The 22,733-nt window shown below is 72.1% G+C and carries 20 protein-coding genes and 1 pseudogene; 14 read left to right on the top strand and 7 right to left on the bottom strand.

What is annotated here, in order from left to right:
* Nucleotides 1–126: 126 nt before the first annotated feature.
* The 7 genes and pseudogenes from ACZ7G3_RS08905 to ACZ7G3_RS08875 form a co-directional block, all read right to left on the bottom strand.
* On the bottom strand, nucleotides 127–1,209 hold the full coding sequence (locus tag ACZ7G3_RS08905) for a lytic polysaccharide monooxygenase auxiliary activity family 9 protein (RefSeq protein ID WP_470924317.1): 1,083 nt from the start codon (nucleotides 1,207–1,209) through the stop codon (nucleotides 127–129).
* 236 nt (nucleotides 1,210–1,445) lie between these two features.
* Nucleotides 1,446–2,585, bottom strand: a complete 1,140-nt coding sequence (locus tag ACZ7G3_RS08900; RefSeq protein WP_470924315.1) for a glycoside hydrolase family 12 protein — start codon at nucleotides 2,583–2,585, stop codon at nucleotides 1,446–1,448.
* 213 nt (nucleotides 2,586–2,798) lie between these two features.
* Nucleotides 2,799–3,824 carry a LacI family DNA-binding transcriptional regulator gene (locus ACZ7G3_RS08895; protein ID WP_470924313.1) on the bottom strand — a complete coding sequence of 342 codons (1,026 nt, stop codon included), beginning with the start codon at nucleotides 3,822–3,824 and terminating at the stop codon, nucleotides 2,799–2,801.
* A gap of 36 nt (nucleotides 3,825–3,860) precedes the next feature.
* Nucleotides 3,861–4,937: a hypothetical protein gene (locus ACZ7G3_RS08890; protein WP_470924311.1), complete on the bottom strand. Its 1,077-nt coding sequence runs from the start codon at nucleotides 4,935–4,937 to the stop codon at nucleotides 3,861–3,863.
* A 215-nt stretch (nucleotides 4,938–5,152) separates the two neighbouring features.
* Nucleotides 5,153–5,488: pseudogene (locus tag ACZ7G3_RS08885) on the bottom strand (hypothetical protein); the annotation flags it as partial.
* A 23-nt stretch (nucleotides 5,489–5,511) separates the two neighbouring features.
* Nucleotides 5,512–6,366 carry a DUF4132 domain-containing protein gene (locus ACZ7G3_RS08880; RefSeq protein ID WP_470924309.1) on the bottom strand — a complete coding sequence of 285 codons (855 nt, stop codon included), beginning with the start codon at nucleotides 6,364–6,366 and terminating at the stop codon, nucleotides 5,512–5,514.
* Between the two features lie 214 nt (nucleotides 6,367–6,580).
* Nucleotides 6,581–7,435, bottom strand: a complete 855-nt coding sequence (locus tag ACZ7G3_RS08875; RefSeq protein ID WP_470924307.1) for an MBL fold metallo-hydrolase — start codon at nucleotides 7,433–7,435, stop codon at nucleotides 6,581–6,583.
* Between the two features lie 186 nt (nucleotides 7,436–7,621).
* Between ACZ7G3_RS08875 and ACZ7G3_RS08870 the strand changes: the two genes are divergently transcribed.
* The 14 genes from ACZ7G3_RS08870 to ACZ7G3_RS08805 all read left to right on the top strand — a co-directional run bounded on the left by ACZ7G3_RS08870 (nucleotide 7,622) and on the right by ACZ7G3_RS08805 (nucleotide 22,681).
* Complete coding sequence (locus ACZ7G3_RS08870) at nucleotides 7,622–7,897, top strand: winged helix-turn-helix transcriptional regulator (RefSeq protein ID WP_426598859.1); 276 nt, start codon at nucleotides 7,622–7,624, stop codon at nucleotides 7,895–7,897.
* Nucleotides 7,898–8,041: 144 nt separating this feature from the next.
* Nucleotides 8,042–8,785, top strand: coding sequence for a YqjF family protein (locus ACZ7G3_RS08865; RefSeq protein ID WP_470924305.1), 744 nt, complete (start codon nucleotides 8,042–8,044; stop codon nucleotides 8,783–8,785).
* A gap of 504 nt (nucleotides 8,786–9,289) precedes the next feature.
* Nucleotides 9,290–10,270, top strand: coding sequence for an ABC transporter substrate-binding protein (locus tag ACZ7G3_RS08860; protein WP_470924303.1), 981 nt, complete (start codon nucleotides 9,290–9,292; stop codon nucleotides 10,268–10,270).
* A gap of 149 nt (nucleotides 10,271–10,419) precedes the next feature.
* The gene (locus ACZ7G3_RS08855; protein ID WP_470924545.1) at nucleotides 10,420–11,427 is read left to right on the top strand and encodes a FecCD family ABC transporter permease; all 1,008 of its coding nucleotides are present in this window, start codon (nucleotides 10,420–10,422) and stop codon (nucleotides 11,425–11,427) included.
* Between the two features lie 26 nt (nucleotides 11,428–11,453).
* Nucleotides 11,454–12,461, top strand: a complete 1,008-nt coding sequence (locus ACZ7G3_RS08850) for a FecCD family ABC transporter permease (RefSeq protein ID WP_470924544.1) — start codon at nucleotides 11,454–11,456, stop codon at nucleotides 12,459–12,461.
* A gap of 19 nt (nucleotides 12,462–12,480) precedes the next feature.
* A complete protein-coding gene (locus ACZ7G3_RS08845) occupies nucleotides 12,481–13,302 on the top strand; it encodes an ABC transporter ATP-binding protein (RefSeq protein WP_426598862.1) in 822 nt (273 codons plus the stop codon).
* Nucleotides 13,303–13,557: 255 nt separating this feature from the next.
* Complete coding sequence (locus tag ACZ7G3_RS08840; protein ID WP_470924301.1) at nucleotides 13,558–15,312, top strand: ABC transporter ATP-binding protein/permease; 1,755 nt, start codon at nucleotides 13,558–13,560, stop codon at nucleotides 15,310–15,312.
* Nucleotides 15,309–17,087 carry an ABC transporter ATP-binding protein gene (locus tag ACZ7G3_RS08835; RefSeq protein ID WP_470924299.1) on the top strand — a complete coding sequence of 593 codons (1,779 nt, stop codon included), beginning with the start codon at nucleotides 15,309–15,311 and terminating at the stop codon, nucleotides 17,085–17,087. The genes ACZ7G3_RS08840 and ACZ7G3_RS08835 overlap by 4 nt, the downstream gene beginning before the upstream one ends.
* A 304-nt stretch (nucleotides 17,088–17,391) precedes the next feature.
* Nucleotides 17,392–17,955: a dihydrofolate reductase family protein gene (locus ACZ7G3_RS08830; RefSeq protein WP_426598865.1), complete on the top strand. Its 564-nt coding sequence runs from the start codon at nucleotides 17,392–17,394 to the stop codon at nucleotides 17,953–17,955.
* A 109-nt stretch (nucleotides 17,956–18,064) separates the two neighbouring features.
* Nucleotides 18,065–18,613 carry an SMI1/KNR4 family protein gene (locus ACZ7G3_RS08825; protein ID WP_470924297.1) on the top strand — a complete coding sequence of 183 codons (549 nt, stop codon included), beginning with the start codon at nucleotides 18,065–18,067 and terminating at the stop codon, nucleotides 18,611–18,613.
* 282 nt (nucleotides 18,614–18,895) lie between these two features.
* Entirely contained in the window at nucleotides 18,896–19,297 is a 402-nt protein-coding gene (locus tag ACZ7G3_RS08820; protein ID WP_470924295.1) for a carboxypeptidase regulatory-like domain-containing protein, read from the top strand.
* Nucleotides 19,298–19,498: 201 nt separating this feature from the next.
* On the top strand, nucleotides 19,499–20,062 hold the full coding sequence (locus ACZ7G3_RS08815) for a TetR/AcrR family transcriptional regulator (protein WP_426598872.1): 564 nt from the start codon (nucleotides 19,499–19,501) through the stop codon (nucleotides 20,060–20,062).
* A gap of 154 nt (nucleotides 20,063–20,216) precedes the next feature.
* Nucleotides 20,217–21,569: a carotenoid oxygenase family protein gene (locus tag ACZ7G3_RS08810; RefSeq protein WP_470924292.1), complete on the top strand. Its 1,353-nt coding sequence runs from the start codon at nucleotides 20,217–20,219 to the stop codon at nucleotides 21,567–21,569.
* A 59-nt stretch (nucleotides 21,570–21,628) separates the two neighbouring features.
* Complete coding sequence (locus ACZ7G3_RS08805) at nucleotides 21,629–22,681, top strand: medium chain dehydrogenase/reductase family protein (protein ID WP_426598874.1); 1,053 nt, start codon at nucleotides 21,629–21,631, stop codon at nucleotides 22,679–22,681.
* The last annotated feature ends 52 nt before the right edge of the window (nucleotides 22,682–22,733 follow it).

Here is a 22,733-nt window from a genome sequence, read left to right as displayed (position 1 = left end):
GTCCCCAACACCACAACCAAAAAAAGGGGGGGGACCGGTGCACACACATACGGGGCGCCAAAACCCCCCCCCCCCCCCCCCCCCCACCCCCCCCCCCCCTCCCCCCCCCCCCCCCCCCCGGTCGCGCTACGGTGCCACGCAGCCGATCGTCCCCACCGGGAAGTCATTGCCCGTGGACGTGGCGGTGAAGCCGAAGGACACGCTGCCGTCCGGTGGGACGACGCGGTTGTGGTCCACGTTCCGGACCGTCACCGTGCCGTCGGCCCCGCCGGACAGTGTGCCGTTCCACACCCCGCCGAGCGTGGTACCGCTGCCCGGCCGCCACTGCACGGCCCAGCCGTTCAACGGCTCCGTCCCGTGGTTCATCACCTCGACGGAACCCTGGAAGCCGCCGCTCCAGGAGTTCTCCACGGCGTACACGGCCATGCAGTCACCGGAGTGCGTGGGCGGCGGGGTCGTCGGGGGCGGGGTCGGCGTCGGGGTGCTCCCCGACCCGCCGATGCCGGTCACCTCGCCGTTGCCGCCGTCGAAGACGACGTCGGAGCAGGAGAAGAAGTTCTCCTGGCTGTCCGAACGCACCCACTGCATGAAGATCAGCGCGTCACCCGAGCGGCCCGAAGGCAGCGCCAGATCCCAGTAGTAGTGGCCCCCGTCGGCGCCCGCCGAGCCCTGCTGGGGCGGGTCGGTCACCGTCTGGATCAGCTCCAGGTCGTCCCAGCCCAGCTCGGACGTGGGCGACCAGCCGGGCTTGGTCAGATAGACCCGGAAGTCACCCGGGTGGGCCGCCCAGTTGCTGTAGTTCACCTGGATCGTCGAACCGGACGTCAGGTGCGTCCGGGGCCAGTCGGCGCGGGCGGCGTTGTAGGCGGAGAAGTCGTACGGGGACCGGTCGCCGGCGCTGCACAGGGTGCCGTCCGGCACGTAACCGGCGCCGCGTCCGCCCGCGTTGGAGTCGAGCACGGCGAACCAGTTGTACAGCGCCGTCGCGCCGCTCCGGTCGAGGGCGCTCTGGCAGGCCGGGTTCGTCGGGTCCAGGGCGCCGGTGCCGGTCTTGGCGTCCAGCTGGCAGAGGTAGGTGCGTGAGCCGGGCATCATCGCCACGCCGTGCGCGTCGGCCCGCCCCTGCCCGAGCAGGAACGTCACGCCGAGCGCGCCGAGCAGGGTGGCCAGTACCGCCGTGAGAGAGAGGTATCTGCTGCGTCGAACCACAGGGGTCTCCTGTTCTTCCGGGTGCTGCGGCTCCCGGTCGTTGATGACCGATCCATGATCGGTCCATGACAATCGAGACGATCGAGGGGAGTGGTCGGGACCTGGTGATCGGGGCCCGGCGGTCGATGTCCGGCAATCAGGCTTGGTGATCAGGAGGAGCGTGCGGTGGAACCCCCGCCCGTCCGGGGAGGGTGCGTCGACCGGACGGGCGGGGAGGCGGGGGCCGTGCGCGGCCGCTACGCCGTGGTGCAGGCGGTGTCGTTCAGGAGGAAGCCGTCCGGCTCGGCGAACGTGCCGCCGTGGGTGCCCTGGAAGCCGAATGTCAGGCTGCCGCCGGGGGCGATCCGGGCGTTGTGAGCCATGCCGGTCGCCGTGACGGCACCTGTGTTCGGGGCGACGGAGGCGTTCCAGGCGTTGGTGATCCGCTGACCGGAGGGCAGGGTGAAGGCGAGCCGCCAGCCGTCGACGGGGGTCGTGCCGGTGTTGGTGACGGTGACGTCCGCGGTGAAGCCGTCCTGCCAGACGTTCGTGCCGTACGTCACCTCGCACGCCGCCGGGTCCCCGGGGCCGCCGGGGTCGGGGGTGCCCGCGCCGCCGCCGGTCGAGACCGTGGAGGAGAAGGAGTTCACGGCCAGTCCGGCGCCGTTCTGCCACGGCTCGAAGCCGGCCTGCACGCTCGTCAGGTACCAGTCGTCCTCGGCGAGTCCGCGCGCGACGGTGGCCCGGACGAAGTCCATGACGTCGAAGCTCCAGTCGGTGATCGCCGACGGGGCCACGAAGGACAGCACGTCGTTGGCGCCGTTGCTGCCGGTCCACACCTCCCAGGTCCGTCCGCCCACCGCGGCCGTGCCGACCTGGGAACCGATGGGCTGGATCGGGCCCACCCTGTTGAACCAGATCATGATCTCGGTCCGGTTCACCCCGTCGGTCCGGGGTGTCGGGTCCAGCCAGATGTCGTACGAGGCGTTGTAGACGGCGTCGCCGACGTAACCGTACGAGATGCTGGAGGGCGCCTCGGAGACGGTGTCGAGCCGGGCGGGGAGGTTGGTGCCCGGTGAACAGGTCGTGTAGTGGCAGCCGTTGAAGACCGACGGATACGACTTCGGCGCCCCGTTGGTGGGTGCGGATCCGTCGGCCTGGCTGACCCGGAAGCCGGTGTCGGTGGCGGTGACGCACTGGGTGGCGCTGGAGCCCCAGCGGTTGTTCTGGACGACGTAGCGTCCCTGGATCGTCGTCGTGCCGAACGGTTCGCAGATCGTGGTGTCCGCCTGGGCCTGCGCCGTCGCGGTCATCAGTGACGCGACGACCGCGAGGGTCGCGATCAGTGCGCCCAGGAGGCCGCGCGGAGTGCGGGCTTGGGGCCGAAACGGTCGCATGGGGGTCTCTCCGGAAGGGTGCGGGGGATGGAGGGGGCCGGTGCGGGAGCGCTCCCGACTCTGATGGGAGCGCTCCCACTTACCGGTTGACTGGGGACTGTAGAAGCCGCTCATGTCCCTGACAAGAGTGTGTGCGTCGGGTTTGTCGAAGGGATTTCGAAGCCCCAGGTGAGAGACGTGCCGCCGGGAGCGCTGCCGGGTGCCGACGTCGGATCAGGCGGAGTCCCGGAGTACGAGTTCGGTACGCAGGATGACGTGGCGCCAGGCGACGGCGGAGTCCTCCATCTCCTCCAGCAGGAGCCGCACCATCGTGTGGCCGATCTCCTCCAGCGGCTGCCGGACCGTCGTCAGCCGCGGTTCCGTGGACTCGGCCGGCCGGCAGTCGTCGAAGCCGATCACCGCGACGTCCTGCGGCACCCGCCGGCCCGCCGCGCGCAGCGCGTTCAGCGCCCCGGCCGCCATGGTGTCCGAGGCGGCGAACACCGCGTCGAGCTCCGGGTGACGGGAGAGCAGAGCGGTCATCGCCCGGCGCCCGCTCTCCTCCGTGAAATCGGCGCACTCGGCGACCAGCGAGGGCCTGACCTCCACACCCACCGACTCCAGCGCCTCCCGGTATCCGCGCAACCGGCACTGGGCGACGTACATGTCGAGCGGTCCGCTGATCGCCCCGATCGTGGTCCGGCCGCCGTCCAGCAGGTGCGTGACCGCGCCGCGCGCGCCGCCGGTGTTGTCGGCGTCGACGTAGGTGACGCTCTCGTCGCCGGAACGCCGCCCCAGCATGACGGTGGGCAGTCCCGCCTTGGCGAGCAGGTCCGGCAGCGGGTCCTCGGCACGTACGGACATCAGCAGCACGCCGTCGACCCGGCCGCCCCGCGCGTACTCCACGAAACGCTGCCGCTCGGTGTCCGTACGGACCAGGGTGAGCAGCAACTGCACCGGGGTGTCGGTCAGGGCGTCGCCGACGGCATGGACGATCTCGGTGAAGAACGGCTCCCCGAACAGCCGCCAGTCCGTCTCCGTCATGACCAGCGCGACGGCGTCCGCCCGGTGGCCGGCCAGGGAACGGGCCGCGAGATTCGGCACGTATCCCAGTTCGGCGATGGCCCGCTGCACGGCGCGGCGTGTGGAATCCCGCACGCCGGCCGCGTTGTTGACGACCCTCGAGACGGTGCCCCGCCCCACACCGGCGAGGGCGGCCACCTCCTCGAGCGTCGGCGTACCGGGACGCTGCCTGGCCATGCCCGCCTCCCCCTACGAGATCATCCGATATTACGGTCAGTCGCTCGGCTTGGTGGGCCGATCGCCAGGCGTCCGGGGGCGGGCGGGGGCCGTCGGATCGACGAGCACGGCCGGATCGACGAGCACGGCCGGATCGACGAGCACGGCCGGATCGACGAGCACGGCCGGATCGACGGGAGCCGCCGGATCGGTGACGTCCGTGAGGTCCGCGCCCCACGCGGCGGCGCACAGAATGCGGTCGAGTTCCCCGGTGTGGACGGCGGCGCCGAGCCAGGCGCGGGTGAAGCGGCCGGTGTCGGCCGGGAGCAGCCGGCCGAAGGGGTCGCGTGCGCGGTCCCCGGCGGCGGCGTGGAGCTCGGTGAGGAGTTCGGCGGCGGTGCCGAGGCCGTGCCGGCGAAGACGCGTGCCGTCGGCGTCCCGGTTCCCCGGGAAGGCCAGCACACGGCGGCCTCCGGAGACGGCCTGGTGGAGCCGGCGCCGCAGCAGGTGCACGGGTGCCTCGTCGACGGCGGGCGCGGCGGCCGGGGCACCCCCGGGTGCCGGTGCGGCGGGCAGGTCCGCGCGACGGAGCCGGTCGAGACCGAGGTCGAGGCGGCTTCCCGGGTCGGTGGGATGGCTGACGGCAAGGAGCAGGGCGCGGGGCTGCGGGGCCGGCGTGAGCCGGGCGACGACGCGCAGCCGGAGGCCCCGGGCGGACGCCAGAAGGCGGAGGTTCTCGCGGCCGGGAAGCGCGGGATCGTCATGGGCGGCGGCGAGCCGGAGCGTGCGGCCGCCGCAGTCGGCGACCAGGCACTCGCCCGCTGCCTCGCGGACCGTGCCGATGAGCGTGACGTCGAGGAACAGCAGGTCCCGTTCGTCCGTCAGGGCGCGGGAGACCTGCTCGGCCACCGGTACCGCCCACAGGTGGTCCAGGGGCTCGGCGTGCCATGCGGCGCCGGTGGCACGCACGGCCCGTACACCCGCGCCCGCCCCCAGGCGGCCCGTCGGAGAGACGGTCGCGCCGGACACGGCGAGTCCCGCACGCGACAGTTCACGATGTGTCAGGGATGTGTCCCCGATGGCCACGGCGCGGTCGGCGGCGCCGGTGGCCCGCCCGGCGCTGTCCGGGGCCACGTCGGAGACCGTGTAGAGCCGGCCCGCGGCGTCGGCGGTCCAGGTGACGGCGCCCGCGTATCCGGTCGCGGTGAGGACGGGCTCGGCGAAGAGCCCGTACAGGCGCAGGGACCCGTCCGGGGTGTAGGGCCGGCGTTCGGTGCCGCGCAGTCCGGCGAGTTCCGGGCCGGTGGCGCCGGGGAGGCGGTGCGTGAGGAGCAGGACGTCGCGGAGGGTTCCGCGTCGCGCACGAGGCCGAGGAAGTCCAGGGCGAGGTCCTCGGCCTCGCCGAGGGTGCCCGACACCAGCCGGACGACACTGCGGTCGCCCAGAGCGGCATGGGTGTAGGTACGGACGGTGAGGGTGTCGGCGTCCTCCCGGTCGGTGCTGCCCGGCGGCAGGAGGGCGCCGGCCTCGAGGAGGGCGGCTGCGGTGGCGTCGTCGTAGGCGGTGGTCCGACGAGTGGCGGGCGTGGCGTCGTCGTACGCGGCGGCTCCGCCCGGCGGGATGGTGGCTCCCTCCTGCGCGATGGTGGCTCCGCCCGGTGTGGCGGCGGTCCCGTCGGCTGTCATGGTGGTGGTCCCGTTCACGGTGCTCACGCCGCCCGCTCCTCGTCCTCGATGTCACGTCCGGCGTACAGCGCGGCAGCCATGCGCATGCCCTCCGACCAGGCCACCGGCCCGATCCCGCCGAGCTTCAGCACGCGGCCGGCGCTGTCGGTCCACATCAGGGGACCGGTCTCCGTCTCCTCGTAGCCGTCGTAGTCGCCGACCCAGACGCGGGCCTCGACGCCCCGGCCCCCCTCCCGTACGGAGCAGACGGCGTATCCGCCGCGCACGCGGTAACCGAGCTGGGTGACCCGCCCGTGCAGGAAACGCAGTTCCTTGAAGGCACCGCCCGCGTACTCCTCGACCGAGGTGCTCTCCGCGTCGAGCGCGGCGGGGCGGTGCCAGACCTCGCGGAAGAGCTGCTGGGCGCGCTGCTCGACGCCGAGTTCGACGGCGAACTCCCGCAGTTCCCCCAGGTCTTCGAGCAGCACGGGGTGCGGGAGACGTACGAGGCCGGGGGAGATGCGCACGGTGTCCCCGTCGAGGTCGACGAGACCGAGGCCGCGGTCGGGGTCGGCGTCCCGCAGGAACCCCGCGACCTCGCCGTCGGCGCCGGTGACGACGAGGTCGCGCAGGGCGGACCGCCAGGCCGGGTCGGGCCACACCCGGGTGAGCACGGCGAGGGGGACGGGCAGTGACCGCACCATCCACCGCTCCACGTCGGTCAGGCACTGGCGTTCGTGCCGCTCCAGCCACTCGGTGAGCTGGCGCAGCCCCACCACGGCGGGATCGTCCGCCAGTTCGGCCGGCACCGACTTGAGCCGTCGTCCGGCGGCGTTGCGGCACACCACCTTCCCGTCGTCCAGGGCCACCTCGTAGTCCCCGGCCGCCACCCACCCCATGAGTGCCTCCCCGCACCGCGGTGATCAAGTGCTGAAAACTCTAGGCCAGCCCACTGACAACGCGGCGGGCGCTGGGGACGGCCGGGGAATGGCCGGGGAACGGCCGGGGTACGGGCGCCGTGCCGTCAGCCGTCCAGGCGGACCGGCATCAGCAGGGAGTAGACCGTCCGTCAGCACGGTCGACTCGAAGACGAACGCGATGACGCGACGGCGGCTAACTTCCGGAGGCGGTGAAGTAGGCCAGCTCCCATGGGTCGTGTGCGCTGAAGACCGTGATCTCGTCCGCGTGGTCGCGTCGGAGGGAGCGCAGTCGGTCGCGGGTCGCGTCGCGAGCTGTGACGTCGGTCTGTGCTCCCTGCTGGACCGGGTCGAGGACGGGATGAGAGAGGGGCGGCGTGTGCTCGAGCTCGCCGTGATACATGTACGCGTCGCCCGCATGCAGCAGCCACCGTCCGTGGCCGTCGCGCACGGCGACACCCGAGTGTCCCGCCGAGTGGCCAGGCAGTGGCACCAGCAGCAACTCGCATGCCAGCCCCTGCGGTCGCATCACGTCGGGGAAGCCGAACCACGTTGTGCGGTCGGACATGGTCGCGGGTGTGAGCAGCGGATTGTGCGCCCGGTGCGCCGGCACGAAGCGGTCGAGGGTGTGCCGGTGGTGCGCTGCCGTGGGGTCGGTGACGGCCCGGTATTCGTCGGGGTGGACATGCACCTGCGCGTGCGGGAAGTCCGGCAGTCCTCCCGTGTGGTCGCGATGCAGGTGGGTGAGCACGATGTGCCGCACGTCCTGGGGTGCGTACCCGAGGCGGACGACTTGGCGCAGGGCGCTCTCCTCGGGATTCAGCTCGGGCTGGGCGTAGGCGACCCAGTCCGCACCCAGCGACCGGTCAGGGTGCTGCAGGTCGGCGGTGCCGAGGCCGGTGTCGACCAGGATCAGCCCGTCCGAGTCCGTCTCGATGAGCAGGCAATGGCAGGCAACGGCCCGTTCGCGGTTCACGGCGCCGGCCGGAAGTTCCTCGCCGAGTGGTGGAATCTTGCGGAGAGAACCGCAGTTGAGGTGGTGGATGCGCACAAGGCCCCCCTGGAGGCAAGCTGGCGGGGTTTTCGACGGACATTAGGAGGGGGCTTCGTGACTCACCAAACCGTTGGACACGCACCGGCAGGTGATCAGGACGGCCCGCTGGCGGACTGTCCTGACAGCGCCCTGGTTCCGCCTGGCCACGAACCGCGGTGCCCTGTTGACATCACCCTCGCCGCGTTGGGTGGTCGGTGGACGCCGCTGGTGGTCCGCGAGTTCCTGCGCCGCGGTCAGGCCACATACTCCGAACTGTCCGCCGCCCTGCCCGCTCTCTCGGACAAGGTCCTCTCGGACCGGCTGGCCCAGTTGACCGGTGCGGGCGTCATCGAGCGTCACCGCACCCCGGGCTGGCCTCCCCGCGTCCGCTACATTCTGACCAGCCGGGGCCGGGCGCTGGAACCAGTGGTGCGCAGCATGTGGGAGTGGGGCACGGCGCGACGGGACACCCTGGGCTGATCGGCAGACCCGTTCCGTCGAACACGGCTGAATCTCGCCGGTTCGCCGCTCTACCCCCGCTCGTCCCGGCCAGGCCTGCCCCGAGCGGCGGCCCCACGGAGCGCCCCGGCCCGGTGCCCGCCCGCCGTCTGCCATTCTTGCGTCGTGCACAAGCCCAGCGCCGTCACGCCCGACGCCCCCGCGACGATACGGGCGCCGCTCCTCACCCAGGAGTGGCTCGACCTCGCGTTCGTCCACTGGGCCGTCGAGCCCGCCACCGTGGCGGGGCTCATGCCACGCGGCACCGTTCCCGACACGCACGACGGGCTCACGTACGTCGGTCTCGTCGCCTTCCGGATGCACCGGGTCGGCTGGCTGGGGCTGCCCGGGGTGCCGTACTTCGGCTCGTTCCCGGAGACCAACGTGCGGCTGTACTCGGTGGACGCGCACGGGCGGCGCGGTGTGGTCTTCCGGTCGATGGACGCCTCACGGCTCCTGCCCGTGGTGATGGGCCGCGTCGGCTTCCGGCTGCCCTACCTGTGGTCCCGCATGTCCGTCCGCACCGTCGGCGACACCGTGACCTACACCAGTTCCCGCCGCTGGCCCGGCCCGCGCGGCGCCTACAGCCGCATCACCGTACGGCCCGGCGAACGCATCGACGAGCCCACCGGGCTGGAACACTTCCTCACCGCCCGCTGGGGCATGCACAACGCGTTCTTCGGCGGTGCGGCGTATCTGCCCAATCAGCATCCCCGCTGGCCCCTGTACCGTGCCGAGCTCCTCGCCTGCGACGAGGACCTGATCGCGAGCGCCGGGATCCCGGCCCCCGCCCACGCCCCGGTCAGCGTCCTGTACTCACCGGGCGTCGCGGTCCGCCTCGGCCGCCCGGCCCGCGCCGGACGCCGTTGACCGTACGCGGCGCGTCGCCGTAGGCCGTGCGTGGCGTGTGGCTGTTGGCCGTACGTGGCGCGTGGCCGCCGGCATCCTCACCACCGTCGGCTTCCTCGCCCTCGCCCTCGCCCTCCGCGCATGCGGCTCGAGCTCGCGGCCACCGACGAAGGTTCGAACGCGACCACCGCGTCGAGTCGCCAGGCCGGCCGGACCATGACCGTCGTCGGGCAGGCCGACGGCCGGGCGACCCGAGCGACCGGTCACCGCACCGCCCACCCGGCAGCGCCGGAAAACCCGCGTGCTGGGACGGATGGCGGCCGGTGGGACGGTGCGCCTCCACACCGTCCGGAACGGTCGGCACGCGGACGGATCCGCCCATGGGGTCGGAGACGAACAGCAGTTGGCCGGAGCTCATCGCGGACCCGTCTTCCCTGATGGTCTCCCGACCAGCCTCTGATGAAAACGATTATCATCGTGTACCTTGCCTCGTGTTCAGGACCATGAGAAGAAGCGAGGGCACCGATGCCGGCCTCACCGTCGAGATTCGTCCGACGCTGGATCACCGCGGCGCTAGTGGGTTCCGTCCTGGTCGGATGCGGCACATCCACCGAACCCGCGGGTGGTGGCAAGGCCGCGAAGGCCGACGCCAGGACCGACGTCACGGTGGAACCCATCAAGGCGACACGGCAGTTGACCGACGCGAACGGCGTCAAGATCTCCCTGGAGCGGGAACCCGAGAGGATCGTCTGCCTGTTCGGGCTCTGCGACGACATCCTGACCGAGCTGGGCATCGTCCCCACGGCCACGAACAACGCTCTCCTGGCCCACCCCGACTTCCTGGGGAAGGAGCGGGCGGCCGAGATCGACGTTATTCCCGGAGGGTTCATCGCCCCCGAGGTGGAGGCGATCCTCTCCCACAAGCCCGATCTCGTGATCGGCCTCGAGGACACACACGGCAAGCTGGCCCCCGCCCTGAAGGGCGCCACCACGTTCTGGGCCATGCAGCCCGAGAAGTGGCAGGACAGTGTCGGCTATCTGCGCGACGTCGCCGCGCTCACCGGCCGCACCGCCGAGGGCGAGAAGGCCGAGAGGGCCTTCCGTGCCAAGCTCGCCGGCGCCGAGCGGGCCAAGAGCGACAAGACCGCGCTCGTCATCTTCGGCAGTGACGAGAACTTCGGCGTCGCCACTCCGGGCACGGACGTGACCGCCGGTCTGTTTCCCAAGCTGGCCGACTATCCCTGGACCTCTCGTGGTGTGGAGGGAAGTTACAGCCTCGAAGAGATCCTCGCGCGCGACGTCGACGTGCTGTTCGTCGAGACGATCAGCTTCGGCGAGCCGGACGGCAAGCTGTCGGAGAAGCTCGCGAAGAATCCCCTGTGGGGCAAAATCCCGGCCGTGCGCAACGGGGACGTCCACGAGGTGAACTCCGAGGTGTGGGCCAAGGGACGGGGCACCCGCTCGCTCGGCATCGTCCTCGACGAGGCCACGGCCGCGCTGCGATGAGAGAGCCGACCGCCCGGGCCGCGGCCGAGGACGTGACGTCGGGAGGGCGGCGGGCCGTACGGTCCCCGCGCGACCCGCGCGCGGACAGGGCGAGCAGGCGGTGGCAGCTTCTCGTCGTGAGCGCGCTGCTGGTCGCGGCGTCCGTGTGCATGCTGAGCCTGGGCACGCCCTACGTGCCACTGCACCGCCTTCCCGGAGCATTGCGGGACGCGGACGGCACGCTCGCCGGGATCGTCGTCACCGAACTGCGCGTCCCCCGGCTGGTGCTGGCGCTGCTCGCCGGTGCCTGCCTGGGCGCGGCGGGCCTCGTGCTGCAGGAGGCGCTGCGCAACCCGCTCGCCGTCCCCGAGATGCTGGGCGTGTCCTCCGGGGCCGCGCTCGGGGTCGCCGCTCCCCTGGTGCTGGCGGTGTCCGTCCCCGCCGTCGCCCAGCCCCTCCTGGCCGTCGGCGGGGCCGCGCTCGGCGGCGCGCTCACACTGCTGGCCGCCGGACTGGGGCGCAGCCCGTCCGCGGTACTGCTCACCGGGGCCGCGGTCGCCGCCGCCCTGCAGGCCGCGCTGCTCGTGCTCATGATCATGGCCGATCAGATGGACCTCCAGCTGATCTACCGCTACCTGCTCGGCTCGCTTTCCGCCCGTACCTGGGACGACGTCGCCGGGCTGTGGCCGTGGCTGCTCGTCGCGGTGCCCGCACTCGTGCTGTGCGCACCGGTGCTCTCGGTACTGCGGCTGGGGGACGAGGACGCCGAGGCGCTGGGTGTCCGCGTGCACCGGGCCCGGTTCGCCGCGCTGGCGATCGCGGTCCTGCTGATCGCGCCCGTGACGGCCGTGTGCGGTCCGGTGGCATGGGTCGGTTTCCTCGCCCCGCATCTGGCCCGACGGCTCGATCCGACGGCGCACGCCGTGCGCTGGCTGCCCTGGTCGGCCGCGTGGGGTGCCGTGGTGGTGGCCGTCGCCGACGTACCGGCCCGGCTGGCACTGGCACCGGTGGAGACCCCTGTCGGCGCCTGGACGTCCCTGTTCGGCGTGCCGGTCGGGGTCGCTCTGCTCCGGTCGGGAAGGCGGAGACCGAAGGCCTCCGGTCCGGCGGCGGGCTCCGAGGCCGCCCGCCCGGACCGGCGGGTCGCGCCGGCCGCGTCGCAGGAGGGCGCCCGGTGAGCCGGGGGTCCGGAGGAGGGAGCGTGCTGAGCCGGCGTTTCGGAGTGCTCCTCCTGCTCCTCGTCGTGTGTGTCTGCGGTGGACTGCTGGCCGGCCGCGGCATGTCCCCGGCCGTGGTCCGGGAGGTCCTCGGCGGGGGCGGCGACACGACGGAGCGGCACATTCTGCTGCAACTCCGCCTGCCCCGCCTGCTGGTGTCCCTCGGCGCGGGGGCCTGCCTCGGCGTGGCGGGCCTGATCCTCCAGTCCGCCCTGCGCAACCCGCTCGCCGGACCCGAGGTCACCGGTGTGACCCCGGGCGCGGTACTGGGTGCCGTCACCGCGACCGGCCTCGGACTGGCGGGCTGGGAATCGCCCCTCGCCGTCGTCGTCGCCGCGTGTCTGGGCGGGTTCGCCGGAGCCGCGCTGACGTGGCTGCTCGCGGGCCGTGGCGGGGGCGATCCCGCGCAGACCGCCGTGCACGGGGTGCTGGTGTCGGCGGTGCTCGGCGGGCTCACCGCCATGGTGCTGCTGGTCGCACCGGGACAGCTCGGCAGTGTCGTGCAGTGGCTCGTCGGCACGACGGAGGGGCGGGTGTGGCAGCACTGGCACCTGCTGTGGCCGTGGGCGCTGGCCTGGGGCGTACTGGCCTGGCTGCTGGCCGGGCCGCTGACCCTGCTGCGCTGCGGCGACGAGATCGCCGGTGCGGCCGGGCTGTCCGCCGTGCGTGCCCGGACCCTTGCCCTGTTGTGCGCCGTGGCACTGACGGCGAGCGCGGTGGCCGCGGTGGGCGCGCTGGGCTTCGTCGGGCTGCTCGTTCCGCACCTGGCCCTGGCGGTGTTCGGTGCGGACCTGCGGGTGACGCTGCCCGGTGCCGCCCTCGTGGGGGCCGCCGTGGTGAGCGGGGCGGACGCGGCGGCCCAGCTGATGTCGCGGCTGCTGGCCGTCGTGCTGGACACCGAAGGGCTCACGCTGCCGGTCGGGGCGCTCACCACGTGTATCGGAGCGGTGCTGCTGCTGGTCGTCGTACGCCGGGCACCGAGCCGAACGTTCTGATGTCGACGAAGGACAGAACATGACCGAATCCGTGGGTATCCGTGCCGAGGGAGTCCACTTCGGCTACCCCGGCCGTCCCGTGCTGCGCGGTGTCGACGTGACCGTCGAACCCGGCGAGCTGACCGCCCTCATCGGCCTCAACGGCTGCGGCAAGTCGACCTTGCTGAGGCTGGCCGCCGGCCTGCTGCGGCCGGGTCAGGGGCGGGTCCTGCTCGGCGGCGACGACGTCGCCGGCCTCTCCCGGCGCGCCACCGCGCGACGGGTCGCGCTGCTGCACCAGTCGGCCCCGGCCGTCCCCGGCATGACGGTCCGGCACCTCGTCCGGCAGGGGCGGTACGCGGCGCGCGGCCCGCTCGGCATGCTGCGCGAGGGCGACGACCCCGTCGTACGGCGCGCGTTGCGCGACGTCGGGGTTGAGGAGTGGGCCGACCGGGACGTGGACGCGCTGTCGGGCGGTGAACGGCAGCGGGTCCGGCTCGCGATGGCGCTCGCCCAGGACACCCGCGTCCTGCTGCTGGACGAGCCGACCACCTACCTGGACCTGCATCACCAACTCGACGTGCTGCAGACCGTGGTGCGCCTGCGCGAGGAGCGCGGCCTCACCGTCGTGATGGTGCTGCACGACCTGGCCCACGCGGCCCGGTTCGCCGAGCGGATCGTCGCCCTGCGGGACGGCCGCGTGGTGGCGGACGGGACGCCGAAGGAGGTGGTCACCCCCGGGCTGCTCGCCGATGTGCTCAACGTCGCGGGCAGGGTCGGCCGGGACCCCGAGGGCGGCTGGCCGGTGTGTTACCCGGATCACCCTCTCCCGGGCGTGGAATATGAAAATGATGTTCACTAGATTGCGCTCTGGGGCGCTGTCGACCTGCTGCCCGGGAGCGGTACCGCCTGGCTGCGCTGTCACCGCGCGGGCCGGCGGTCTGGCTGGAGCCCCTCGCGGCCGCTCCCGGAGACGTCACCTCGGCCCACGTCCGTCGAACGCACCGTCACCGCACGGCGCAGCCGGCCTCGGTGCCGCACCAGGAGCCGCACCCGGCAGGGCCCGGATCGTCCACGGCGTGGCCCTCGGCACCACCCACTCAGGAGGGGGAACCCCGTGATCGTCCACCCAGAGCTGCGGCGTGCCGCACGGCACGCACAGCGCCCCCTGCTCGCGGCGACCCTCCTGCAGGGAGCCGTCACCCTCGCCCACCTCGCGCAGGCCGTGCTGCTCGCGATCGCCCTCGCCGGCGTGGCCCGGGGCGACACGGACCGGCTCCCGCCGCTCCTCGGGGGCGTACTCGGCGTCGTAGCCGCCCGTGCGGGGCTCGGTCACTGGCAACGGCGCACCGCCACCCGTGCCGGGGCGCGGGTCAGGGTGCGGCTGCGGGACGAACTCCTCGCCCACCTCGGACGGCTCGGACCGGCGTACCTGACCGCCGCGCGTGCCGGAGCCGTACGCGCCACCCTCGTCGACGGGGTCGAGGGCGTCGACGCCTACGTCTCCCGGTACCTGCCGCAGCTCCTCGTCACCGTCGCCGTGCCGCCGCTGCTCCTCGCCGTCCTGGCCGCTGTCGAACCGGTCGCCCTGCTCGGTCTCGTACCCGCCCTGCTGCTCGGCCTGCTCGGTCCACGCGCCTGGGACCGGCTCCTGGCCGAGCGCGGCAAGGAACACTGGGACACCTACGAAGGCCTGGGCGCCGACTACCTCGAAGCACTGCAGGGCATGCCCGCACTGCGGGCCGCGGGCGCCGTCGGACGCACCCGCGAGCGCCTGGAGGAACGCTCCGCGGCGCTGCACCGGGCGACCGTCGCCAAGCTCCGCGTGTCACTGGTCGACACCGGTCTCACGGACCTGGCCATCCAGGGCGGCACCGTGGCCGCCGCACTGCTCGCCTGCTGGTCGGCCGTCACCGGTTCCGCCACGCCCACCGGCACCTACCTGGTGCTGCTCCTGGCCTCCGAGTGCTTCAGGCCCGTACGCGACCTGTCCCGCGAATGGCACGCCGGATACCTGGGGGCGTCGGCGGCGGACGGACTCGCCGCACTGCGCACCGCCGACCCCGAGGTATCCGATCCCCAGGTCCGCGACCCGGCGCCGGAGCGAGCGCACTGGCCGGATCCGCCGTGCATACGCTTCGAACACGTGGAGTTCGCATACGACGGAGCCGACGGGCCGGTCCTCCGCGACGTCACCTTCACCGCCGAGGCGGGGCGCACCACCGCCGTCGTCGGGCCTTCCGGCGCCGGCAAATCCACGCTGCTCACCCTGCTTCTGCGCCACCGCGACCCGCAGCGGGGCCGGATCACCGTCGACGGCCGAGACGTGGCCGGGTACGGACTCGACTCGCTGCGGCAGGGCATAGCCGTCGTCTCGCAGGATACCTACCTCTTCCACGCCTCCATCGCCGACAACCTGCGCCTGGCACGGCCGGACGCCACGGACGAGGAACTGGCCCACGCGACACGGGCGGCCGGCGTCCACGACGAGATCACCGCCCTCCCCGACGGCTACGCCACCCTGCTCGGCGAACGGGGCGCCACCCTGTCCGGCGGACAACGCCAGCGCCTCGCCCTCGCCCGGGCCCTGCTCGCCGACGCCCGGGTACTCGTCCTCGACGAGGCCACGAGCGCGGTCGACGAACGCCGGGAGGCCCACATCGTCCGGGAACTGCTCGACGCCGCCGGAGACCGGACCGTCCTGCTGGTCGCCCACCGGATCGCCGCCGTCCGGCACGCCGACCGCATCGTCGTCCTCGACGGCGGTCGCGTGGACGCCGTCGGGGAGCACGCCGCCCTCGTGGCTGCCGGAGGCGTCTACGCGGAGCTCGTCAAGGCCGGTCACACCGAGGAAGAGGGGCTCGCCGCATGAGCAGCACCGTCGGCACCACCACCGTGGTGACACCGGGCGGCACCACCGACGCGTCCGTGCCCCCGCGGGGCTCACTGCGCGCCCTGCTGCCCGCCCTCACCGGGCACCGTGTCATGGCGGCCCGCACCTGCGTCGCCGCACTCGCCGAACAGGGCTCACTGGTCGCGCTGCTGACACTGGCCGCACACAGCGTCGGAACCGCCGTCATCGAAGAGCGGGCCCCCTCACCCGGTACGGTCACGGCGCTGATCGCGCTCGTCCTCGTACGCGCCCTGATGACCTGGCGCGAGATGGATCTCTCGCACGACCTGGCCTACCGGGTGCTGGCCGAACTGCGCGTGCGGGTCTTCGACGGGCTCGCCCGCAGCGCCCCCGCCCGGGTGGCCGGACGCCGCAGCGGGGACCTGGCCACCACCGCGCTGGCCGACGTCGAGGCGCTGGAGTTCTTCTACGCGCACACCACGGCCCAACTCCTGGCATCCGGCGCGGTGTTCATTGGCGGGGCCGTCACGCTGGCGGCGGTGGAGCCGTGGCTGCTGGCGGCGGTGCTGCCCTGCGCCGCGCTCCTGACCGTGGCCCCCTTCACCGACGCGCGTGGACGCGCCACGCGCGGGGCCCGCACCAGGGCCGAGATCGCGAAGCTCTCGGCCGACACCGTGGAGACCGTCGACGGACTGCGTGAACTGCTCGTCTTCGGAGGGCTTGCCGAGCGGCGCCGCCGCCTCGCCGAGCAGGGCCGGCGGGTGGGTGCGGCACAGCGGGCCGAGGCCTCCTGGGAGGCCATGGCCGCAGCCGTCCGTGATCTGCTCATCGTGCTCGCGGTCCTCGGCGTGGTGCTCGCGGCCGCGCAGTCCGTGAACTCGGGGCGGCCGCACGGCGCATGGGCCCCGGCCGCCATGGTGCTGGCCCTGTCGGTGCTGGGGCCGGTCGCCGAGTCGGCCCGGTCGCTGAGCCAGGCCGTGGGGCTGCGCGCCGCGGCCGCCCGCGTCGACGCGGCCGTGAAGGCCCCCGCGTCGGCCCCGCCAACCGCCGCCGTCCGTCGGCTTCCCCCGGGCCCGCTGGGTGTCCGACTGCACGGGGTGTGCTTCGACTACGGGGGCGGACCCGTACTCGACGGAGTCGACCTGACGGTTCCCGCCGGGCAGACGCTCGCCCTGGTCGGTGTCTCGGGGGCCGGCAAGTCGACCTGCGCCCACCTGCTGGCCCGCTTCTGGGACCCGTCGGCAGGAGCCGTCCAGCTGGTGCCCCGTGACGGCGACCCCGTCGACCTCCGCGACGTGGCGGACGCCGAACTGCGCCGTGCCGTCGCCGTCGTGGGGCAGGAGACGCCCCTCTTCCACGGCACCCTCGCGGAGAACCTGCGCCTCGCCGCACCGGACGCTGACGACGAGGTGCTCGCCGAAACCGCCCTGGTGTGCGGCGTGGACGGGATCGCCGCCCTGGACTCACTCGTCGGGGAGCGCGGCTCCACGCTCTCCGGCGGCCAGCGGGCCCGTGTCGCTCTCGCCCGCGCCCTGCTGGCCCGGCCGAGGGTCCTCGTGCTGGACGAGACCACGGCCCACCTGGACAACGCCGGCGACGCCCGGCTCGCCGCCGCGCTCGCCGGAGGTGATCGGACGACCGTCGTCATCGCCCACCGCCCCGCCACCATCCGCCGCGCGGACCGTATCGCCGTCCTGGAATCCGGCCGCGTCGTGGAGGAGGGCACCTGGGACGACCTGACCACCCGCCCGGGCGGCGCCCTCAACCGCGTGCTGGCCGTCACGCCGTCCTGAGCTCGCCGTCCGGTGAGGGGCGCCACCGACCGCGCCGGGCCGACGGGCAACCGCCTCCGCGGTTCGCGGGCAGGCGCGGGGGAGCGGCCGTGCGTGCGGTGATTTCCTCGACGGTGACGTCCCGAGGCGGTCTCGACGAGGTCGAGGCCGTCCAGGTGACGCGACGACGCCCGAGGCCGGGGAGGACACCGTGGACGCACCGCCCGCCAGCGAGGTGGCTCGACACGGGAAATGCCGCGAGCCGCGACGGGTTTCGCGATGTTCCGCGGGCGTAGTGTCGACCCGTCACCGAGGAGGACTTCTGATGCGCAGCGTGACCTATTCGATGGGCGTCTCACTTGACGGCTTCATCGTCGGGCCGGACGGCGACTTCGACTGGACGGTGCCGGACGAGGACGTCTTTCGTTTCTGGATCGACGAGATCCGCGAGGTCGGCGTCCACCTGTTGGGACGACGGCTGTACGAGACGATGCTGTACTGGGAGACCGCCGATCAGGATCCGTCGCTCGACGACTCGATGCTCGAGTGGGCCGCACTCTGGAATCCGCTCCCGAAGGTGGTGTTCTCCACCACGCTGTCGGCGGTGCAGGGCAATGCCCGCCTGGCTTCCGGCGGTCTGGCGGAGGAGATCGAGCGGTTGCGAGCCGAGCCGGGGGAGGGGGACATCGCGATCGGCGGCGCGACCCTCGCCGCCGAGGCGGCCGCATCGGGTCTGATCGACGAGTACCGGGCCATGGTCTACCCGGTGCTGGTCGGCGGTGGCATTCCGTTCTTCCCCCAGCACGAGCGCCGGGTGGATCTCGATCTCGTCGAGACCCGCACCTTCAACTCGGGCATCGTCTACCTCCGCCACCGGGTGGCGCGCTGACCTGATCATCAACGTCCGGTGTCGAGCGGTGCGTCGAACGTGACCATGCTCGACCTCTCATGGCGGGCGCCGGGGCCGGTCACCCACGAGGCAAGGAAGGAACTCCGCTATGCCTCGGCCTGCTGTCGCTCGCCTGCGTCAGCTACTCCCGCCACCTGTCTCCGGAGGGGACACGGCGGTCTGGGACGGGCTCGCCGGCGAGGTGCAGTGGGAACTCCCACTGGACTACCGCGAATTCGTGGAGCTGTACGGCGGGGGAGAGATCGACGAGTACCTGTCCGTCAGTACGCCTCCCGTTCAGGGATCGCCCTACGGGGATCTCCTTGACAGCGCCGATCCCGCACTCTCGGACCGGGACTGCCAGGAACTGGGCGCTCTCCTTGGAGGGCAGGACGTGCCGCTCCTGTTGCCCTTCGCGGACTCGGCGAGCGGCACTGTCGCCTTCTGGCTACGCAAGGGCGCACCCGGCAGGTGGAGGGTGGCCACCTTTCGGAGGCAGGCGCGGCACGGGGCGAACCGCTGGACGGTCTTCGACGGTGGCATGGCGGAGTGCTTCCTGGCCGTCCTGACCGGCGTAATGGATCCGTTCAGCGAGCGGATCCCGGGATCGGGCCCGCACATGTTCGTGAACTGGCGCGAGAGGCAACCACCAGGCTGACTCGCACCGGTACCCGAGCGTGCTGCTGTCCACGTAGACGCCGGCGGGGAATTCCCCGATGCCAGGGTCGTCATCCATGAATTCCCTGCCTCCCCCGGCACGCGTTGCGAACCACCACGGCCGGAGGATACTGAGATTGGGGCCGCGCGGATGCCGGCCCAAGAGAGTTTATGGCCGCTATTGCAGCGGCAGTGAATAGCAAATGAACTGCGGCAGTTCAATTGCGGAGAAAGTGTCATGCATGGGCAAGTGCGGGCAGTCGTCGATAACGAGCCGATCGCGATGATCAAGGTCAGCGTCTATCGTGATCGGACTCTCATCGACAAGACCTATACCAACGATGAGGGTCGTTACAGTGCTGAGGTTCCCGAAGGGGAACTGGTCACCGTGAGGTTCGATACACACCATTCGCTTACCAATGCCGAAGACTGGCATCCGTCGGTGGTCGCCAATGTGGTTGCTGACGACAGGATTCCACTGGACCGCCTTTTGCTCAAGACTGGTCATGGTGCAGACGTGGAATCGGCTGTGGACGCTCTCAGTGGGTATCTGTTCGCTGCGGAAAGGGAGGATGAGGACTACGCCCGAACAGCAGAATCCCGCCTGTCAAGACTGAAACAAACCAGCGAGGTGCTCCAGGGAGTCCAGCGAAAGCTCCAGGAGCACTTCAAGGCGAAGACCTAGGTGGCCGAACCCGGCTCTGCACCGTCCGGATGCTGCTCAACCACGGGACGGCCCTGGCGGCGACGTCATGCGGTGGGCCGGACCGCAGGTGAGCGAGGCGAGTCCGTCGTGGAGGTCCAGGCGTCGTTCCCCGCGGACGGCGAGGCGCTTGAACCGGTGAAGCGCTTGACGTCCCAGGAGAGTGAGTGGTTGAGTACTCACATGAAGACGGAACGCCGCCAACTGTCCACAGCCGAAGAACGCCGGGAGACGGTGTTGCGCACGGCCATCGGGGCGTTCGCGGCCCGGGGGTACTTCGGGACCACCACCACCGAGGTGGCAAAGGCCGCCGGTATCTCGCAGGCCTACGTCTACCGCCTCTTCCCCAACAAGGAGGCGCTGTTCACCGCGGTCGTCGACCACTGCTTCGTCCGGGTCCGCGCCGCTCTCGAAGGTGGCGCGGCGAACGCCGGAGGCGCTGCCCCCGAAGTGGTCCTCGACTCGATGGGTGACGCCTATGCCCGCTTGATCAGCGACAACGACCTCATGCTCGTCCAGCTGCACGCCCAGGCGGCTGCCGTCTCCGAGCCGGCGATCAGGGAGGCGGTGCGGGCGGGGTACGCCCGCACCGTCGAGTACGTGCGCAGTGCCTCGGGGGGCAGTGAGCAGCAGGTCCAGCAGTTCTTCGCCGTCGGCATGCTCTGCCACCTGTTGGTCTCCATCGACGCCGAGGCGGTCTCCGCACCCTGGACCCGCACCCTGGCCGCCGGGATCACGCACTACTGACACGCTCTGCGGCAGGCGGCCCCGTGTCGGCGTACCCGGTGGCCGCTTCTTTTGGCCCGAGGAGTGAGTGTTCAACCACACACCACCTCGCAGTGCACCCCTTCTCTCGAAACCGAAACCGAAACCGAAACCGAAGCCGAAACCGAGGTCCGCCATGGCCAGCAAGCCCTACCTGACAGGTCACTACGCTCCCGTCACGGACGAGATCACCGCCGCCGAGCTGACCGTCGAAGGCACCCTGCCGCCCGAACTGACCGGCCGTCTGATCCGCAACAGCCACAACCCCAAGCCCGGCATCACCCCCACCCACTGGTTCAAGGGCAGCGGCATGGTGCACGGCGTGCGGCTGCGCGACGGCCGTGCCGAGTGGTACCGCAACCGCTGGGTCCACACCCCCGCCCTGGACGGTGCCCCCTACATGACCGACCAGGGACCCGACCTGACGGTCAGCACGGCCGGCACGCACGTCATCGAGCACGGCGGGCGGCTCCTGGCCCTGTCGGAGGCGGCGCTGCCCTTCGAGCTGACGGCCGATCTGGAGACGGTGGACGCCTACGACTTCGGCGGCAAACTCACCTCCACCATGACCGCCCACCCCAAGGAGGACCCGGCCAGTGGCGAGCTGCACTTCTTCTCCTCCTCCCCGTTCCCCCCGTACCTGATCCACCACGTCGCCTCCGCCGACGGCACGGCACTGGACAGCCAGGAAGTACCCGGAGCGAGCGCCGCGCTGAAGCACGACTTCGCGATCACCGAGCACTACGTCGTCTTCCTCGAGGGCTCGGTCACCTTCGACCCCGGCGAACACTCCGGAATCCCCTACGGCTGGAGTGACGCGCAGGCCTCACGGATCGCCGTCATGCCGCGCGGAGCGGGCGGCGCCCGGCAGACCCGCTGGTTCGAGATAGGTCAGGGATACGCCATGCACTTCGCCAACGCCTACGAGGACGCCCGCGGGCACATCGTCGTCGAGGGCCCCGCAGTGGGCCGCGAGGGCTGGCAGCGCTCCTGGAACTGGTGGGTGGGCGCCGCGGACCGGGGCGCCGAGCCGAACTCCGGTTCTCGTAGCCGCCGCTGGACCGTCGACCTGGCCGCGGGCACCGTCGAGGAACAGCAGACCGACGACCTCACGGTGGAGTTCCCCACCATCAACGACCGCTTCACCGGCAGCGAGCACCGCTTCCAGTACGCGCTGTCGTTCCCCGACGACCAGGGGATCGGCAACCACACCCTCGTGAAGTACGACCGCTCCACCGGCGCCCGCCGGCTGCTGCCCTTCGGCACCGGCCAACTGCCCAGCGAGGCGGTCTTCGTCCAGGCGGAGGGCACCACCGGCGAGGACGAGGGATACCTCATGACCATCGTGAGCGACCTCAACGCCGACGCGTCCCGGATGGTCGTCCTCGACGCCTCCGACCTCACCGTGCCCCCGGTCGCCACGATCCACCTCCCCCGGCGGGTGCCCGCGACGATCCACGGTTCGTGGATCCCGGACGCCGCCCTCTGACCCGCCCCGGCCCGCCCAGTACTCGCCGACTCGCACGACACGTGACAAGGAGCTCTCCCATGTACGACTCCCACACCCCCTTTTCCGCCGGCACCATGACCACCGAGGCGGTGCTGCCCGGCATCGTCGACCCGGACGGCATCCAGATCCGCACCCGGCCCGTCCGCCCGGCCGGCCCCGGACAGGTCGTGCTGGCGATGGAGGCCGCCGGAATCTCCTTCGCCGAGCAGCAGATGCGCCGCGGCAAGTACTTCGACCAGCCGCCCTTCCCCTTCGTCCCCGGCTACGACCTCGTCGGACGGGCCGTCGACGTGGGAGAGGGCGTACCCGGCGAGCTGCTGGGGCGGCGCTTCGCGGTCCTCACCAAGACCGGGGCCTGGGCCGGTCACGTCACCGTCGACGCCGGCGACCTGAGCGCGGTACCCGAGTCCGTCGACTCCGCCGAGGCGGAGACCTTCGTGGTCAACGGCATCACCGCCTGGCAGATGCTGCACCGCATCGCGAAGATCCGGCACGGCCAGACCGTCCTCGTGCACGGCGCCAACGGCGGCGTGGGCTCCACCCTCGTCCAGCTCGCCCGCATCGCCGGTGCCAGGGTCGTCGGCACCGCCTCGGCCAAGCACCACGACGCCGTCCGGGCGCTGGGCGCCGTCCCCGTCGACTACCGCGCCCCCGACCTGGAGGGCCGACTGCGCGGACACGCTCCGCGGGGCTACGACGCGGTGTTCGACCACGTCGGAGGCGAGGGCATCGTCGCCTCCTACCGCCTGCTCGCCGCCAAGGGCACCCTCGTCGCCTACGGCACCGCCTCGACCCGCGACGTCCAGGGCTCGTCGAAGGCGCCGGTCCTCAAGCTGTTCGCCCGCCTGATGGTCTGGAACGCGCTCCCCAACGGCAAGAGCGCCCACTTCTACAACATCTGGGCCGGTCGGCGCCGGCTCGGCACCTTCCGCGCCAAGCTGCACGCCGACCTGGGCCACGTCTTCGCCCTGCTCGCCGAGGGCGAACTCGTCCCCCAAGTCGCCGCGCGCCTCCCGCTCACCGAGGTCGGCGAAGCGGTGCGGCTGGCGGAATCCGGCACGGTGGTGGGCAAGGTCGTCCTGGTGCCGTAGACACACGACGCACGCGGTGCAACTCCCCGCCCGGCAGCGAGCGCCGGCCGCC

The sequence above is a fragment of the Streptomyces sp. NPDC037271 genome (assembly GCF_055603605.1).
Note: the sequence above shows the minus strand (reverse complement) of the source record. Positions and strands in the feature narration are given on the sequence as shown.

Excerpts from the sequence above, each read along its gene's own strand:
- ACZ7G3_RS08900 (WP_470924315.1), bottom strand. The coding sequence starts at position 2,585 with ATGCGACCGTTTCGGCCCCAAGCCCGCACTCCGCGCGGCCTCCTGGGC.
- ACZ7G3_RS08895 (WP_470924313.1), bottom strand. The coding sequence starts at position 3,824 with ATGGCCAGGCAGCGTCCCGGTACGCCGACGCTCGAGGAGGTGGCCGCC.
- ACZ7G3_RS08880 (WP_470924309.1), bottom strand. The coding sequence starts at position 6,366 with ATGGGGTGGGTGGCGGCCGGGGACTACGAGGTGGCCCTGGACGACGGG.
- ACZ7G3_RS08860 (WP_470924303.1), top strand. The coding sequence starts at position 9,290 with ATGCCGGCCTCACCGTCGAGATTCGTCCGACGCTGGATCACCGCGGCG.
- ACZ7G3_RS08855 (WP_470924545.1), top strand. The coding sequence starts at position 10,420 with ATGCTGAGCCTGGGCACGCCCTACGTGCCACTGCACCGCCTTCCCGGA.
- ACZ7G3_RS08845 (WP_426598862.1), top strand. The coding sequence starts at position 12,481 with ATGACCGAATCCGTGGGTATCCGTGCCGAGGGAGTCCACTTCGGCTAC.
- ACZ7G3_RS08835 (WP_470924299.1), top strand. The coding sequence starts at position 15,309 with ATGAGCAGCACCGTCGGCACCACCACCGTGGTGACACCGGGCGGCACC.
- ACZ7G3_RS08830 (WP_426598865.1), top strand. The coding sequence starts at position 17,392 with ATGCGCAGCGTGACCTATTCGATGGGCGTCTCACTTGACGGCTTCATC.
- ACZ7G3_RS08825 (WP_470924297.1), top strand. The coding sequence starts at position 18,065 with ATGCCTCGGCCTGCTGTCGCTCGCCTGCGTCAGCTACTCCCGCCACCT.
- ACZ7G3_RS08820 (WP_470924295.1), top strand. The coding sequence starts at position 18,896 with ATGATCAAGGTCAGCGTCTATCGTGATCGGACTCTCATCGACAAGACC.
- ACZ7G3_RS08815 (WP_426598872.1), top strand. The coding sequence starts at position 19,499 with ATGAAGACGGAACGCCGCCAACTGTCCACAGCCGAAGAACGCCGGGAG.
- ACZ7G3_RS08810 (WP_470924292.1), top strand. The coding sequence starts at position 20,217 with ATGGCCAGCAAGCCCTACCTGACAGGTCACTACGCTCCCGTCACGGAC.
- ACZ7G3_RS08805 (WP_426598874.1), top strand. The coding sequence starts at position 21,629 with ATGTACGACTCCCACACCCCCTTTTCCGCCGGCACCATGACCACCGAG.